Origin of the sequence: Streptomyces sp. NRRL F-5755 (assembly GCF_001279365.1) — a bacterium.
GTDB lineage: Bacteria > Actinomycetota > Actinomycetes > Streptomycetales > Streptomycetaceae > Streptomyces > Streptomyces rimosus.
Window position 1 is genome coordinate 40367 of record NZ_LGCW01000276.1, and the last position, 15737, is coordinate 56103.

8 protein-coding genes are annotated in these 15737 nt (G+C 74.0%); 1 reads left to right on the forward strand and 7 read right to left on the reverse strand.

The window, feature by feature from the left end; all coding sequences use genetic code 11:
- Position 1 precedes the first annotated feature (1 nt).
- The 6 genes from ADK86_RS26675 to ADK86_RS26700 are packed head-to-tail and all read right to left on the reverse strand — an operon-like array spanning position 2 to position 11776.
- Entirely contained in the window at positions 2–4771 is a 4770-nt protein-coding gene (locus tag ADK86_RS26675; protein ID WP_159393970.1) for a type I polyketide synthase, read from the reverse strand.
- The gene (locus ADK86_RS45265; RefSeq protein WP_053698891.1) at positions 4764–6680 is read right to left on the reverse strand and encodes a non-ribosomal peptide synthetase; all 1917 of its coding nucleotides are present in this window, start codon (positions 6678–6680) and stop codon (positions 4764–4766) included. Before ADK86_RS45265 ends, ADK86_RS26675 begins: the two co-directional genes overlap by 8 nt.
- A complete protein-coding gene (locus ADK86_RS26685; RefSeq protein WP_053698892.1) occupies positions 6677–7801 on the reverse strand; it encodes a 3-hydroxyacyl-CoA dehydrogenase NAD-binding domain-containing protein in 1125 nt (374 codons plus the stop codon). Before ADK86_RS26685 ends, ADK86_RS45265 begins: the two co-directional genes overlap by 4 nt.
- Entirely contained in the window at positions 7798–9048 is a 1251-nt protein-coding gene (locus ADK86_RS26690; RefSeq protein ID WP_053698893.1) for a Coenzyme F420 hydrogenase/dehydrogenase, beta subunit C-terminal domain, read from the reverse strand. The genes ADK86_RS26685 and ADK86_RS26690 overlap by 4 nt, the downstream gene beginning before the upstream one ends.
- Complete coding sequence (locus tag ADK86_RS26695; RefSeq protein ID WP_053698894.1) at positions 9045–10319, reverse strand: aspartate aminotransferase family protein; 1275 nt, start codon at positions 10317–10319, stop codon at positions 9045–9047. Before ADK86_RS26695 ends, ADK86_RS26690 begins: the two co-directional genes overlap by 4 nt.
- The gene (locus tag ADK86_RS26700) at positions 10319–11776 is read right to left on the reverse strand and encodes a 3-phosphoshikimate 1-carboxyvinyltransferase (RefSeq protein ID WP_053698895.1); all 1458 of its coding nucleotides are present in this window, start codon (positions 11774–11776) and stop codon (positions 10319–10321) included. The genes ADK86_RS26695 and ADK86_RS26700 overlap by 1 nt, the downstream gene beginning before the upstream one ends.
- Positions 11777–12136: 360 nt before the next feature.
- Here ADK86_RS26700 and ADK86_RS26705 point away from each other — a divergent pair, with 360 nt between their 5' ends.
- Positions 12137–13234 carry a TolB family protein gene (locus ADK86_RS26705; protein WP_053698896.1) on the forward strand — a complete coding sequence of 366 codons (1098 nt, stop codon included), beginning with the start codon at positions 12137–12139 and terminating at the stop codon, positions 13232–13234.
- An 18-nt stretch (positions 13235–13252) separates the two neighbouring features.
- Here the strand turns inward: ADK86_RS26705 and ADK86_RS26710 are convergent, their stop codons facing one another.
- A complete protein-coding gene (locus ADK86_RS26710) occupies positions 13253–15430 on the reverse strand; it encodes a hypothetical protein (protein ID WP_234346045.1) in 2178 nt (725 codons plus the stop codon).
- Between the last annotated feature and the right edge of the window lie 307 nt (positions 15431–15737).

A 15737-nucleotide genomic window follows, 5' to 3' on the forward strand; every position in this document is an offset into this window, starting at 1 on the left:
GTCAGCGCTCCTGTTCCTGCCGGTCCTGGCCGGTCGGGCCGTCCTGCCGCACCTCGGCCAGCAGGCGTTCGATGTCGTACGGGTCGAGTGCGGCCAGCTGCGCGGCCAGCGCGCCGATGTCGTCGCCGGCGTCCCCAGCGGGCGCGTCGGCAGCGCCCGTACCGGCCTCGGTCCGCGCGCCCAGCCGTTCCTGTACGAGCTTGGCCAGCGCCGCGGGCGTCGGCTCGCCGAGCACGTCGGCCAGCGGCACCTCCACCGAGAACTGGTCCCGCAGGTCCGACAGCAGCCGCACGATCAGCAGCGAGTCGCCGCCGAACTCGAAGATGTCCCCGTCCAGCGGCATGTCCTCGGCACCGAGCGCGCCGCGCACCAGCCGCGCCACCTGCCCGACGAGGTCGTCCGCCGCCTCCTGCCCGTCGGCGTCGGCCACGGCCGCGGCGGCGCCCGCCGTCGGCCGGGCGATCCGCTCGTCGCGCACCCACTGGTCCAGCCGGTGCCCGATGTCCCAGGTGGAGACGGCGACATGGGAGACATCGCGCAGCGTCAGCAGGCGGCGGATCGCCTCCAGGCCCTCGTCCGGCTGGATCGCCTTGTCGTCCATGCTGCGGCCGATCGCGGAGATCGCCCGCTTCTCGTCCTGGTGGTGCTGCCACACGTCCCACGCCGCGCTGATCCACACCGTACGGTCCAGGCCGCGGTTGGCCCGCTCGGCGGCGGCGTCCATGAAGTGGTTGGCGGCGCCGTACCCGAGCAGCCGCAGCCCGCCGAGCACACCGGCCAGCGAGGAGAGCAGCAGCACGAAGTCCACGTCGTGGCCGGACAGCACCTTCTCCAGCGCGATCTGGCCGTGCGCTTTGGGCACGAAGTGCCACTCGCACTGCTCGGCGCTGGCCGCGGTGATGGCCCGGTCCCACTGCTCGCTGGGCAGCCCGGCCGCGTGCACGACCCCGTGCAGAGCTCCGAAGTGCGCGGTGACCTGGTCCACCGCGGCACGCAGCGCGTCCTCGTCGGCCACGTCGGCGTGCACGAGGAGGGGCGCGTCGCCGCCGTCCTCCAGGGCCCGCAGCCGCTGGATGCGCAGCGAGGTCCCGTCGTCCTCGTCGTGCGCGTCCAGCCAGGCGTCCCACTCCGCACGGCCGGGCAGCGGGTCGCGGGTGAGCAGCGCCAGCCGGACGCCCGGGCACTCGCGGCGCAGCCACTTCGCGATCGTGGCGCCGATCTCGCCGAGGCCGCCGGTGATGAGGTAGACGCCGTCCTCGCGCAGCCGGGAGACGGCCTTGGCGGTCCAGTCGGCGCGTACCGGTTCCAGGTCGGCGATCCAGCGGGTGGCGCCGCGCAGCGTGGTGGCGACCTCGGGGCGGCGCTGCCCGGCGAGTTCGGCGGCGAGGGTGCGCAGCGAGCGCTCGTCCACGGCGGCCGGCAGGTCGAAGTGCCGGGAGCCGATGTTGCCGTGCTCCTGGCCGATGACCCGGGCGGCGACGGCGAGCGGCACCAGTTCGGCCGCCGGTTCCGGTTCGGCCGGGCTGACGGCGTAGGCGCCCGCGCTGATCAGGTCGAGCTGGAGCGGCTTGGTGACGCCGTGTTCGCTGAGCGCCTTGACCAGCGCGATCAGGCTGTAGAGGCCGTGCCGCTGGGCGGTCTCGAAGCGCTCCCTGCCGCGTTCGGCGGGCAGCGGGGCGGTGGACCAGGCGTGCAGGACGCGGTCCGGCAGCCGCTCCTCGGCCAGCAGATCGGCGACGAGGCGGGCGTGGTCCTCCTCGGAGTCCGGCCGCAGCGTCCAGGTGTCGCCGTCCCGCCCGTACGCCGTACCGGCCCGTACGGTCAGCACCTCGCCCGCGCAGGCGTGCGCGGCGAGCCGGGCCGCGGTGCCCTGCTCGTCGGCGAAGAGCAGCACGGGGTCGGCGACCGGTTCGGCGGGCGCGTCGAGGGTGCCGACGGCCTGGCGCCAGACCGGGGCGGAGAACCACTCGTCCAGGGGGAGTTTGCGCACGCCGTCGCCGGAGCCGCCGCCCGCGCCGGTCAGTGTCCCGGTGCCGGGCTCGACCCAGTAGCGGGTGCCTTCGAAGGGGTACGTCGGCAGCGGTACCCGGCGGCGCCCGCGGCCCGCGTAGTAGCCCTGCCAGTCCACCGGCAGGCCCGCCGCCCACAGCCGGCCGAGCGCGGCGGTCACCGCGGTCAGGTCGGCGCCGGCGTCCCGGCCGCGGGCCGCGGAGGTGACGACCGGTACGCCGGTCTCCCGGTCCGGGTGCCGCCGGGTGAAGGTGGCGAGCGTCTGGCCGGGACCCACCTCCAGGAAGACCGGGGGCTCGCCGTCCAGCACGGTGGCCACGTCGTCCGCGAACCGTACGGTCTCGCGCAGGTGCCGCCCCCAGTACGCGGGGTCGGTGGCCTCCTCGTCGGTGATCCAGGTGCCGGTCCGGTTGGACAGGAACGGGATCTCGGGGCGGTGCAGCGGGACCTCGCGCAGCAGCTCGGTGAGCGGGCCGACGGCCGGGTCCATCATGGCCGAGTGGAAGGCGTGCGAGGTGACGACCTTCCGGTGGGCGACGCCGTCGGCGGTGAGCCGGGTGGTGAGCGCGCGGACCGCGTCCTTGGGCCCGGCCACGGTGCACACCGCGGGTTCGTTGACCGCGGCGAGCGCGACCTCGCCGTCCTCTTCGAGGTACGGGGCCAGTTCGGCGGGCGGCAGCATGACCGCCGCCATCACGCCGCCGGGCAGTTCGTCCACCAGCCGGCCGCGCTCGGCGATCACCCGCAGGGCGTCGGGAAGCCGGAAGACCCCGGCGAGGGTGGCGGCCACGTACTCGCCGACGCTGTGCCCGATGAGCGCGGCCGGGCGCATGCCCCAGGCCGTCCACTGCCGGGCCAGCGCGTACTCCACCACGAACAGCGCGGGCTGGGTCAGCCGGGTGCGGTTGAGGTCGTGCGGGGTGCCGGTGTACTCCCGCAGCCGCGGGTAGAGGGCGTCCCGCAGGTCCAGGCCCAGGTGCGGTTCCAGGAGTCCGGCGCACTCGTCCAGCACCTCGCGGAACACCGGCAGGTGCTGGTACCAGCCCTGGCCCATGCCGGGGTGCTGGGCGCCCTGGCCGGGGAAGAGCAGCACCACGGGCCGGTCGGCGGGCTGCCCGGAGTCCTGGTGGGTGAAGCGCGGATCGCCGCTGCGGAGCGCGCGTACGGCCGTCTCGCGGTCCGGGACGGTGAGTACGGCGCGGTAGTTGAAGGTACGGCGGGCCGTGGCCAGCGTGTAGGCGGCGTCCTCCAGGGCGGTGTCACCGAGCGTGTCCGGCACCTCGGGTGCCGTGGCCTCCAGATGGTCCGCCAGTTCCTGGCGGGCGGTCTCCAGCGCGGCCGGGGACTTGGCCGAGACCGGCAGCAGTACGACGGGGCCGGCGGAGCGTTCCGCCGGGGCGGGCGCCGGGGCTTCCTCCAGGACGACGTGCGCGGTGGTGCCGCCCATGCCGGTGGAGGTGACCGCGCAGCGCAGCGGATCACCCTCCGCCCCCGGCTGCCACGGCTCGACCTCCGTCCCGACGCGGAAGCGGGTGCCCGCGACCTCGCACTGCGGGTTCCACTCGGTGAAGTGCGGGGTGGGCACCAGCGTGCGGTGGCGCAGCATCAGCACGCACTTGATGAGCGAGGTGACGCCGGCGGCCGTGCTCAGGTGGCCGAGGTTGGCCTTCACCGACCCGATCGTCAGCGGCGGCGCACCGTCCACCTGGTAGGACTGCGCGGCGGCGGCCAGTTCGATGGGGTCGCCCATCTTCGTACCCGTACCGTGGGCCTCCAGATAGCCGACGGTCGCGGGGTCCACGTCCGCCACGGCCAGCGCCTCGGCCAGTACGGCGGCCTGGCCGGTGACGCCCGGCGCGGTGTAACCGACCCGGTCGGCGCCGTCGTTGCCGATGGCGGAGCCGCGCAGCACGGCCCAGACGGTGTCGCCCTCGGCGAGGGCGTCCGCCAGCCGCTTGAGGACCACCACGCCGACGCCGTTGCCGAAGACCGTGCCGTCGGCGCCCGCGTCGAAGGGCCGCACCGTGCCGGTCTCCGAGGCGATGCCGTCGGTCTCGTGGCGGTATCCGGCCTCCTGCGGGAAGCGCAGCGCCACCCCGCCGGCCAGCGCCACGTCGCACTCCTGCGCCAGCAGGCTCTGCGCCGCCTGGTGCACCGCGACGAGCGAGGTGGAGCAGGCGGTCTGCACGGAGATGCTGGGGCCGGTGAGGTTGAGGTGGTACGAGACCCGGGTGGCCAGGTAGTTGGGGTCGTTGCCCATCAGCGTGGCCAGGTCCTGGCGCATCCTGGGCAGTGAACCGTTGAAGCCCTGCTCCCCGGTCAGCACGTTGTTCAGCAGGTACGTGCTGGCCAGCGCACCCGCGAAGACGCCGATGCGGCCGTCGTACTGCTCGGAGTCGTGGCCGCTGTGCTCCAGCGCCTTCCAGGAGGACTGGAGGAACAGCCGCAGCTGCGGGTCCATCCGCTCCGCCTCGCGGGCGCTGAGGTAGAAGAAGGAGGCGTCGAAGAGGTCCGCGTCCTCGACCGTCGCGGCCCGGCGTACGTAACGGGAGTCGGCCAGCGTCCTGGCCTCGACCCCGGCGGCGGCGAGTTCCTCCTCGCCCACGTCGCGGATCTGGTCGGTGCCCGCGAGCAGGTTGCGCCAGAACGCGTGGTGGTCGCGGGCGCCCGGCAGCCGGCAGTCCAGGCCGATGACGGCGATCCGTCCGTCGAGGTCGGCGCCGTCCGCCGCGGCGGCGTCGGCGTAAGGACGGTCAGTCACTGGTTCCTCCTGCTGGTTGCTGGGGGTGCGACGGCGGACCGGCGGGGCGCGTACGGGCCGCGGCCCGGCGGGCACCGCCACGGGCGGCGGCGCGCCTGCGGGCGCCCCGTGCGGCGCCCGCGGCGGAGTCCTCCCGGCCGCTGCCGATGAGCCGCACCAGGCTCCGGATGGTCGGCGCCCGGTACAGGTCGGTCATCCGCAGTCCGGGCGCGACGGTGCGGGTGAGCCGTTCGTGGACGGCGGCCACCCGCAGGGACGTCCCGCCCAGGTCGAAGAAGTTGTCGTCCGGAGCGACCGCGCCGGTGCCGAGCACCTCGCGCCACGCCTCGGCCACGGCCCGCTCCAGCGGCCCGGCGCCGCGTGCGCCGGCGGCGGGTCCGGTCTCCCGGGCCGCGAGCGGATCGGGCAGCGCGGCCCGGTCGATCTTGTGGTTGGGCGTCAGCGGGAGCGCGTCGAGCAGCACGTACGCGGTGGGCACCGCGTGGTCGGGCAGCACCCCGCGCAGCGCCGCCCGCAGGACGGCCGGTGCGGTACGCGCCCCGTCGGCCGCCACCAGGTACGCCGCCAGCTGCCGTTCGCCGAGCCGGTCGGTGAACGGCATCACCACGGCCTCGCGCACTCCGGGCAGATCCTTCAGCGCGCTCTCCACCTCTCCGGTCTCCACCCGGATTCCGGAGATCTTCACCTGGTGGTCGCGGCGGCCGATCAGCAGCAGGGTGCCGTCCGCCAGCCGCCGGGCGAGGTCGCCGGTGCGGTACGTCCGCCCGTCGGCGACCGCGCCGGGCGCCAAATAGTCGCTCGCCACGACGATCTCGCCTTCGCCCGGCCCCTCGACCGGCCGCCCGTCGCCGTCCTGGAGCCACACCTGCGTCTCGGCGGCCGGGAAGCCCAGCGGGAAGACGCCGGTCGGCGGCCGGTAGTCGCGGTCGGCGACCCGCAGCAGCGCGCAGGAGCACTCCGTCGAGCCGTACGCCCCGGCCACCCGGCAGTGTGCCGCGAAGGCCCGGCGGGCGGCATCGAGGTCGGCCAGGTGCAGGGTGTCCCCGCCGAGGGCGAGCATCCGCATGGCGGGCAGCGCGGTGCCCCGCGACTCCATGGCCCGTACGAGGGCGCGGAACACCGGCAGCGTCGAGTGGTAGACCGTGATCTCCTCGGCCGCCATCCACTCCAGCAGGCCGCTGATGCCGAGCGACTTGAGGTCGACGGGGTACAGGGCCGCGCCGTTGAGCAGGGCGGCGAAGGTGTCCTGCACCGCCGAGTCCCAGCTGTAGGCGGACTGGAGGGTGAGCCGGTCCAGCGGGCCGATGCCCAGGCCGTCGGTCCACACCCGCGCGTGGTGCAGCACGTTGCGGTGCAGCTGCGCGACCGGCTTCGGCTGCCCGGTGGAGCCGGAGGTGTAGAGGACGTACGCCTCTCCGTCGGGGTGCGCCCGTACGGCGTCCGCCGCGTCGCCCGACACGAGTTCCTGGTACGCCAACACCGGCTGCCCGTCCGCCAGTTGTCCGGCCGGCGGCAGGTGCTGTTCGGTGGCGACCAGGGCCCGTACGCCCGCGTCCCGGGCCATGAAGGCGAGGCGCGGCTCGGGGTAGGCGGCGTCCAGCGGTACGTAGGACAGTCCGGCGTGCAGTACGCCGAGCAGCGCCGCGATCATCTCGGCGCCGTGCGAGAAGAGCAGCCCGACCCGGTCGCCGGGCCGCAGCCCGGCCGCGGTCAGCGAGGCGGCGATCCGGCCCGCGCGCCCGGCGGTCTCCTGGTAGGTCCAGCGCGCCTCGGGGGTGACCACGGCCTCCCGCCCGGGGTGGGCGGCGGCCTGCTCCAGGAAGCGGTGCACCAGGGTCCCGGCCTGCTCGGCGGGCGGGAACGGCCGGTGTCCGGTGGGCACTTCGGAGAGGGGTGCCGTCGTGGTCATGGCGCGGCGCTCCCTTCCGGCACGGCGGCGGGGCCGTGGGCGAAGAGGACGGCGGGGTGCGCGGGCCGCTCGCGCAGCCGCGCGTAGGCTTCGGCGGCCCGTTCCAGCGGGAGGCGCGGCAGTCCCATCAGGGCCGGGCGGACCGCGCCGGAGGCGATCAGATCCAGCGCCCTTTGCAGGTTCTCGGTGACCGTGCCCTCGCCGTCCGGCGCCGTGACCTCGGTCAGCCCGCGGGCGTACGCGGCGTCCCGGTATCCGGCGCCGCAGCGGGCCGCGTACCGGATGTCGAGGTTGCCCAGCTCCACACTGAAGTCGATGTGTGCCGCGAACCGGCCCACGCCGACCAGCCGGGGGCGCCCCGGGGCCCGGCCCGCCCAGCGGGCGGCCGCCGCGACGGTGGCCCCGGCGTCCCCGGTGCCGCACAGGAAGACGCACCGGCCGCCGTTCCCGTTCTGTGCCGGGCCCGTGCTCTGCTCCGCGAAGAAGTCCTCCCCGTCGGCGGCGGCCAGCCCGAGCGCGGGCGCCGTGCGCAGCCGCTCCGGGCGCAGGTCCAGCAGGGTGGTGCGGGCGCCCCGGGCCGCCGTGATCTGGGCGACCAGCTGGCCGACCATGCCCGCGCCCACCACGGCCACCTCGTCGGCGGGCTCCAGCAGGGCCCGGTCCACCGCGTGCACCGCGGTCGCCGCCAGCCCCGCCACCACCGCGTCCGCCACATCCAGGCCGTCCGGGACCCGGCGGCACAGCCGGTACGGCACGGTGACCGCACCGCTGTGCACGGCCTCGCCCCAGCCCATGGCGATCACCCGGTCACCGGGCGCGAACGCGGGGGCCTGCGGACCGACCGCGTCCACTTCCCCGGCCGAGCAGTACCCGAGGACGAAGCGCTCGCCGGTGCGGGCCGAGCGGTCCAGGTAGTGCAGTTCGGTGCCCGGGCTCACCAGGCTCCACGCGGCGCGCAGCCGTATCTCGCCGCGCCCCGGGGGCTGCCGCAGCACCTCCTCGACGACCGGTTCCGGACTCCCGTCCGCCACCAACTGCCGTACGGGCAACGGGTTTACGTCACCGACCACTCCCGCGGCGGAGACTTCCGGCACCCCGCGCACAGCCGCCTCTTCCGTCATCGCCCCGCTCCCTCGCCGTCCCCTGCCCGCACCGCTTCGCCTTGCGGCTCGGGCGCCGCGATCCACCGCTCGTCCGGCACGATCTCCAGTTCCTCGCGGTGGCCCGGTATCGGACCCAGCGGCACCGGGCGGCCGGAGCGTTCGTACGAGGCGCGCCGGTTGCGCTTGCGCTCCAGGCCGAGGTTGAGGCCCGCCAGGTCCACGGGCTCGTGGGTGAGCAGTCCGCGCTCCCGCCCGGCCGTCACCGCTTCGGCGCCGGCCCGGGTACGGATGAACACCCGGCCGTGCTTGGCCTGTCCTTCGCCGCTGACGCTCGCGGCGAAGATGTTCGGGTCGCCGTCGCTGACGCTCACGTCGGCCAGCCCCGACATCCAGTCCCCGCAGGACAGGCAGCGGTGCGTCTTGTTTCCGGCGAAGTCCCGGACGGCCTGCCAGAACTGCACCTGGTGGTCCACGCCGTCCCGCGTGCGGATGCCGATGTTCCCGGGGTACTCCCCCTCGCGGTAGCGCAGCCGCACCACCGACTCCACTGGTACGTGGGCGCGTTCGCGGATCACCGCGGCGGTGCCTTCGGGGCGCGTGCTGGACGAGCAGGCGGGCTCGACCAGGAGCACGACCTTCTCGCGTGCCCAGCGTCCGATCTCGGTGTCCATGGCCTGGAGCTTGCGCATGGCCTGGATGTGGCAGGCCACTCCGGACATGGCGACCCGGGCGTCCGGCTCCTCGGTCATGATGCGGCGTAACGCGCCCAGATACGGGGCGAGCTGGTACGTGGACTGGGCGGTCTCCACCAGCTCGCCCGGGTCGCGGACCACCGCGGGCGCCGCCCGCCACGGCTGCCCGGCGTCCCGCCCCATGGAGAGCACCGCCGTCACGCCCAGCACCCGCATGGCCGTCTGGAGCAGCGCGGTGAGGCTGCCGCCACTGGCGGACGCCTCGTACACCACGGGGTCCAGCGCGTGCCCGGCGACGACCTCCTCGAAGACACCGGTCCAGCGCTCGTCGGGGGTGCGGGTGCGGCCGAACAGGCGCTCCTCGGCGGCCGGGGTGCCGGGGTCGGCTCCCGGGCACACGTCCAGGCAGTCGGTGCACTCCCCGCAGTCGGCGGCGGTCCAGGAGGCCACGGTGAGCACCGGGTCCAGCTCGTCGAAGCCGATCACTCCGGCCGGGCAGGCCAGCTCGCAGGCGCCGCACACGGTGCACAGCTCGGGAGCCAGTACGTCCTTCTCAAGCTGCTGGAAGGTCATATGAGGCCGCCGTTCCGGGCGGCCTCGGCCACCGCCGTCCCGAGGGTGTCGATCAGGAACCGGTAGCCGTCGTCGTCCAGCAGCGCCGGCGGCACGATCTTGACGCTGGCGCCTTCCGGCCCGCCGCCGAACAGCAGCAGCCGGCCGCGCAGGGCGTTGCCGGTGACGGCGCGCGCCAGTTCCGGGTCGGGCCGTCCGTCCCGTACGCAGTCGAAGGCGGCCAGCGCGCCGGTCGTGCGGGCCGCCCGCATCCAGGGGTGCCGGGCGGCCAGCGCGTCCAGGTCGGCGCGCAACCGTTTCCCCAGCTGCTGCGCCCGGCCGGGCAGGTCCTCCCGTACGACCACGTCCAGGACGGCTTCGGCGGCGGCGCAGGAGACCGGGTGCCCGGAGAAGGTGGAGGTCTGCACGCCCGGCGGCAGCGCGTCGACCACCGCGCGCTCCCCCACCACGGCGCCGACCGGGAAGCCGTTGCCCAGCGTCTTGCCGAGCAGCGTCAGATCCGGCCGCTCCGTCATCAGCTCGGCGGTGAACAGGCGCCCGGCGCGGCCCAGCCCGGTGTAGATCTCGTCCAGGATCAGCAGCGCGCCCCGGGAGTGCGCCTGCCGGGCGATCTCGTCCAGCAGCTCCGGCGCCACGTCCAGGACGCCCTCGGTCACCTGCACCGGCTCCAGGATCACGGCCGCGGTGCCGCCGCGCCGGTCGGCGGCGTCCAGCGCCGCGGACAGCCCGGCCGCGAACGCAGCCGCGTCGCCGGCCCCCGGCTCCCTCGGGTCGGGTAATTCCGCGATGACGACCGGCGCGCGTCCGTCGTCGTCCGCGAACCCGCTGTAGGTCTTGAACTCCGACCGCCAGGTCAGCCCCAGCGCCCCGGCCGTCTTGCCGTGGAAGCCGTAGCGGAAGCCGACCACGGCCCGGTGGCCGGTGGCCGCGCGGGCGATCTTCAGCGCGGACTCCACCGCCTCCGCGCCGGTCGTGGTGGGCAGCACCGCGGGCTCCGCGTACGGGGACAGCGCGCCGATCCGCCCGACCAGCCGCCTGCGGGCGTCCGAGCCCAGCTTGCAGCCGGTGTGCGCCAGACGCCCGGCCTGGGCGGTCACGGCGGCGATGACGTCCGGGTGCTGGTGGCCCAGGGTCGCGGCGCCGCTGCCCGCGGTCCCGTCGAACCAGGCCGTGCCGTCCTCGGTGTACAGCCAGGGGCCGCTGCCGCTGCTGAAGTCCGGCCCCAGGGTGCTGCCCGTGGACCGCGCTTCGGTACTCGCCTCACTCGTCATCACTGGGGGTCCTTTGCGATCCGGGCGCCGACGGCCCGCTGCACATCGGCGAAGTCGGGAAATGACGTGCGGTGGCAGGCGCCGCCGCGCACCGTGGTGCGCCCCGGCAGACACCCCGCGAGCGTCGCGGCGGCCATGGCGATCCGGTGGTCCTCGAACCCCGGCACCACACCGGCCCGCAGCGGCGCACCGCCGCGCACCGTCAGCCCGTCCGCCGCCACCTCGACCCGGGCGCCGAAGGCTCCGGCCATCCGCGCCGTGGTCGTCAGCCGGTCCGTCTCCTTGAACCGCAGCTCCTGCGCGCATCCGATCCACGAGGTCCCCGGCAGCCGGGCCGCGACCACGGCCAGCAGCGGCACCTCGTCGATCAGCGCGTGCAGCAGCCACGGCTCGTCCACCCGGACGGGCCCGGCCTGCTCCAACCCCCCTCGGACCACCACGGTCCCCACCGGCTCCCCGCCGCGGGGCCGTCCCCCCTCAGTCCCTCCGTTTCCGTACTCGTACGAGATATCGGCCCCGGCCCGCCGCAGCACCTCGAAGAATCCGGTGCGGGTCGGGTTCAGGCACACGCCCGGCACGCGCAGCGTGCCGCCGTCGCCCCACAGCAGGTGCGCCGCCACGGGATACGCGGCCAGCGACGGATCGGCCGGTACGTCGATGACCTCCGGTACCGTGAGCGCACCGCCGCCCCAGCCGAGTTCATGGTCCCCCTCGTCCAGCACACCGCCGAACGAGGCGAGCATCCGCTCGGTGTGGTCCCGCGAGCGCACCGGGTGCCGTACGGTCGCGGGCAGCCCCGCGGCGGCCACGGCCAGCAGGACGCCGGACCGTGCCTGCGCGCTCCCCACGCGCAGCTCCACCGTGCGCCCCGGCCGGCACACCGGCCCCTTCACCCACACGGGCAGGCAGCCGTCCTCCCCGAGGTAGGCGATGTCCGCGCCCAGTTCGGCCAGCGGATCGACCAGCCAGTCCATCGGCCGGTGCCGCAGCACCTCGTCGCCGTCCACCACCGCCGCGGTGCCGCTCCCGGCGAGCACCCCGATCAGCAGCCGGGCCGCGGCGCTCGACCCGCCGGTCTCCAGATACGGCACGCCCTCGGGCCACCCGGTCACGCCCGGGTGGGGCCGCGCCTGCTGTGGCACCGGTAACGCGCCACGCCGCACCGTCAGCGTGCCGCCGTCCGCGTCGACCGCCACGCCCAGGGCCCGCATCGCGGGCAGCAACGCCCGTACGGCGCCGCCCAGATTGGCGTTGCGCACCGTCAGCACCTCGGGCGCGCCGGGAAGCAGCGCCGCCAGCAGCGCCCGGTGGCTGACCGACTTGTCCCCCGGCACCTCGACGCTCAGCGCACCGGCCCCGGCGGCCTCCCCGGCCCGCCCGCCGTCCACCACCAGATCCGGTGAGTCGGTATCCGGCCGGTCGAATTCCTTCCGGGGCCCGCTGCGGGCGTCAAGCACACCTTGCTCCTGTTCCTGGGCCTGGGCTCCGGATCAGCGGGCTCTTGAAAACCCATTTCCCGCCACCGCCGACATCACCGCTACGGCGCGGAAACCCACGTGAACTGCTTTCGGTTTCCCTTTTCGGCGAGCCCGACTCAACCACCGGTCCGGAGCAACTGTCAACGAAAGATTGTCCACTTCAACAAGTCCCGACCACCGCCACCGACCCCGAAATGGAACATCTTTCCCTCATACACGCAACGGCAATCCCCGCGCCCCTGAAAAGATGCGAAAGCAACCCCGCCCGCACCGCTCCGGCCGCGTATTCGTCGCAAACTCCAGTGGAATCCCTGGAGTTCGCCCGCTTAATGTGTACGCATGCGCAGGCGAGGGTGGATCGCGGGCTGGCTGGGCGCCGGAGCCCTGGTTCTCACGGCGTGCGGGGGTGGCGGGGAGGGCCCGTCGCGCCACCCGCCGTACCCGGAGTCGGCACGGCCGTCACCGGGTACGGCGGGCTCCCCCTCGGCGAAGCCCGCGGTGCGGCGCGGGGACGGGGCCGAGCTGATCCACCGGGAGTCCGGAAAGGGCAGCGCGCAGAATCCGGCGTTCGCGCCCGATGGGAAGTCCCTGCTGTTCACGGTCTTCCACGGCGGTTACAACGAGGGAGCCGCCGCGCTGCGCGTACTGCCCCTGGCACACCGCGACGGCCGGGACTCCCGCAAGGCCGTCCGCGACTTGCTGGACGAGCACGACCGGGCGGCGGTGAACCTGCCCGGTTCCAGCTGGCGGCCCTCGGCCGGAGTGACGTTCGCCTCCGACCGGGCGGGCAAGGACGAGATCTGGGTGCTCAGGCCGGGCGGGCGGCCGGAGCGGGTGACCGAACACCCGGGGAATTCAGGGTATTTGGAGCCGAGTTTCTCGTCGGACGGAAAGTGGATCGTCTTCCAGGAGAGCGTGGAACGCAAGGACCCGGACGGAAAGGCGGCACTCGCCGACCGGTCGGCACTGGGCTCCCTGTGGAAGGTCCGGCGGGACGGCACGGAGCAGACACGGCTGGTGAACGGTCCCGCGAGCCGTACGGACAACCGGGAGCCCAACTGGTCGCCGCGCGGCGACCGCCTTGTCTTCCAGCGCCGGGAACTGGGCAGCGACGCCTGGGCGTTGTATGTGATGAACGCCGACGGGAGCGGCGTGCGCAAGCTGACCACCGTGGCGGGCGAGCACACGGACGCGAGCTGGTCGCCGGACGGCAGGTCGGTGGTCTTCTCGTCCACCACGGGCGGGCTCGCCCTGCCGAAGATCTTCGTCATGCCGGTGTCGGGCGGCGCGCCGGTCCAGGTGACGCGCGAGCCCGGTACGTACGACGGAGCGCCGAGCTGGTCGCCCGACGGCCGCTGGATCGCCTTCGAGTCGCACCCCGGAAGCGAGGACCGGCCGACGTCCTTGTGGCGGACCCCCGCTCCCGGGAAGCAGTGACAACTACCGTGCGCGCGCTCAGTTGATGGTGACGTTGAGCAGGGAGTACTGCGCCACCGTCAACTCCACACTCGCCTTGTCGCCGTCCGTCTTCCAGGTGACCGGCTTCGGCCCGGGGCCGCCGGAGCCGTCGGGCGAGCTGACGGTGGCCGCCCGTACCTGCCGGCCGGCCGGGACGGTGAGGGTGACGGTGCAGGTGGTGGGCTTGGTCGCGAAGGCCGCGGGGGTTTCGCCGAACGCCGTGAAGTTGACCAGCTGCACGATGGTGGCGTCGCCGAGGTGGCTCAGCTCCAGGTGGATGCGCGGATCGCCGGTGAGCGTGACGGCGGACGGTGCGGCCGTACGGGCCGGTCCGAGGAGCCGGTCGGCGGTGGGCTGGTCGGTGCGCGTGAGGTATTTCAGGCCGAGCAGGTCCTTGATGTACCAGCAGGTGCCCTGGCCGAAGGTATTGCGCTTGGCGGCGGGCGCCGGGTCCGCCTTGTGGAAGCCGAGGACGTCGGCCAGGGCGTATTCGGCGCGGGTGCCGCCGTGCTCGTCGAGGCCGGTGGGCGCGGGCCCGGTGAGGACGACGGTGCCGCCGCCCGCCACGTACGAGCGCAGCACGTCCGCCTCCGCGTCGGAGACGGCCTGGAGGTTGGGCAGGTACAGCACGCGGTATCCGGCCAGGTCGTCCGCGCTGACGCCGGGGCTGGGCACGGTGTTGAACGGGATGTGCGCGAGGACCAGGGACTTGACGGTGCCGCGGAACTCGCCCAGCCACTGCTGCTTGGTGCAGCTCTCCTCCGGCGTGTCGAAGCTCCACCAGTCCTTGACCCCGGCGGGCGGCTTGGTGTTGACGTACATGCCGCTGCCCTCGACGGGGCTGACGAAGTCGCGCGAAGCGGACGAGTGGTAGACGCCGACCGTGGCCCCGGAGGCGGCGGCGAACAGCTCCTCCTGGTGGGCCGCGACGAAGCCGTACATCCGGGTCCGCATCGCGGTGTCCGTGCTGTCGGTCTTGAACGGGCTCTTGACCTCGTACGGGTTGCAGCCCGCCGCCAGCGTCTCGGCCATCACCAGCGACGCGTCGTCGGCCTTCCAGCCGTAGGAGAAGGCCCAGGCGGGCTTGGTGCCGCTGGCCGCGCGGGCGTACTTGTACATCGAGATCAGACAGGTCCAGTCGGAGACCGTGGCGTGCCGCATCCCGTCGTAGTTGCCGAGGATGTCCACCTCCCAGACGTGGCTGACGCCCTCCGCCCGGCGCAGGTGCGCGCCGTCGAGGCCCACGGTGGTGGCGTACTTGTAGTCCATGGTCACCGTCTCGACGAAGGTGACCAGGTCCGGGTTGACCGAGCGGCCGGCGGCGGCGATGTCGAGCTGGAACCGGTTGAGGTTGTCGTGGCGCCACTCGACGTAGCGGCGGAAGTTCGCGTTGGTCCAGTCGACCTTCTTGGGCAGCGCCAGGCCGGTGTCGGCCCGGAAGGCGTCCACGGCCCAGGTGGAGGCGTCGCACCAGCTCAGCGCGCCGTCGAAGTAGATCGGCACGTCCGGCCAGATGGCGTCCACACCGGTGCGCGCCAGGGCCTTGATACGGGTGAGGTAGTGGTCGCGCCAGGGCGAGTTGGGGCTGACCCAGCAGCTCTCGTCGCCCGGGTCGACCCAGACGACCAGGCTTCCGTAGAAGACGTTGGGTTTGCCGTCGAGGCCGCGCTGCACCCAGTTCTTGCCGTCGCCGTTCTTGTAGAACGACTTGCCCTTCTCGCCTCCGACGCTGATGACCTCCATCGAGGGGTAGTAGACGATCACCCGTATCCCGGCGGCGTGCGCCAGGTCGGAGAAGCGCTTCATCTGCGCCATGTGCGTGCTGAACTCTTTGTCCGTCAGCCAGTTGGACAGGATCGTGTCGACCTCGATGACGCTCACGTTCTGCGCCTTGAGCTTGTCGATCACCGGCTTCATGTCGCGGGCCGGGTCGGCGTCGTCGTCGAACGTCCCGTCCGCGATCCGGGCGAACCTGGCCCAGTCGGGGAAGGCGGCGGCAGGGGCCGGGGGCCCCGCCGGTACGGCTGCCGGCGCGGCGCCCGCCGGGGCGGCCCACGCCGCGCCCGGCGAACGCCCCCACAGCCCCGGCAGCAGGCTGGTGGCCACGGCCAGTCCGCCCGCGCCCAGTCCGCTCCGCAACAGAGATCTGCGGCTCAGTCTGCGTCCCTCGTTCACCCGTCCACATCCTCACGTCGAGCACCGACCGCGGTGCACCGCCCCGGAAACGTTCTCGATTCAACGCCCGTCCCGCGCGGTCGTGTCCCGGACAATCACAGAACGGCCGGAAGTCGCCGTATGTCCGGATCACACAAGGCGCGCGGCACACCGAGGGCAGCAATGGTCTGGACCTGGAACCGGACGGTCGCCATGCTGTTGACGAGCACACGCCAACCCCCCTCCGGCGTGGAAAGGTGCCCGCCCATGCCCGCACAGCCACCACCCCCTCCGGAACACCCCGAACCCCCCGCCCCCGCCCCCGGCC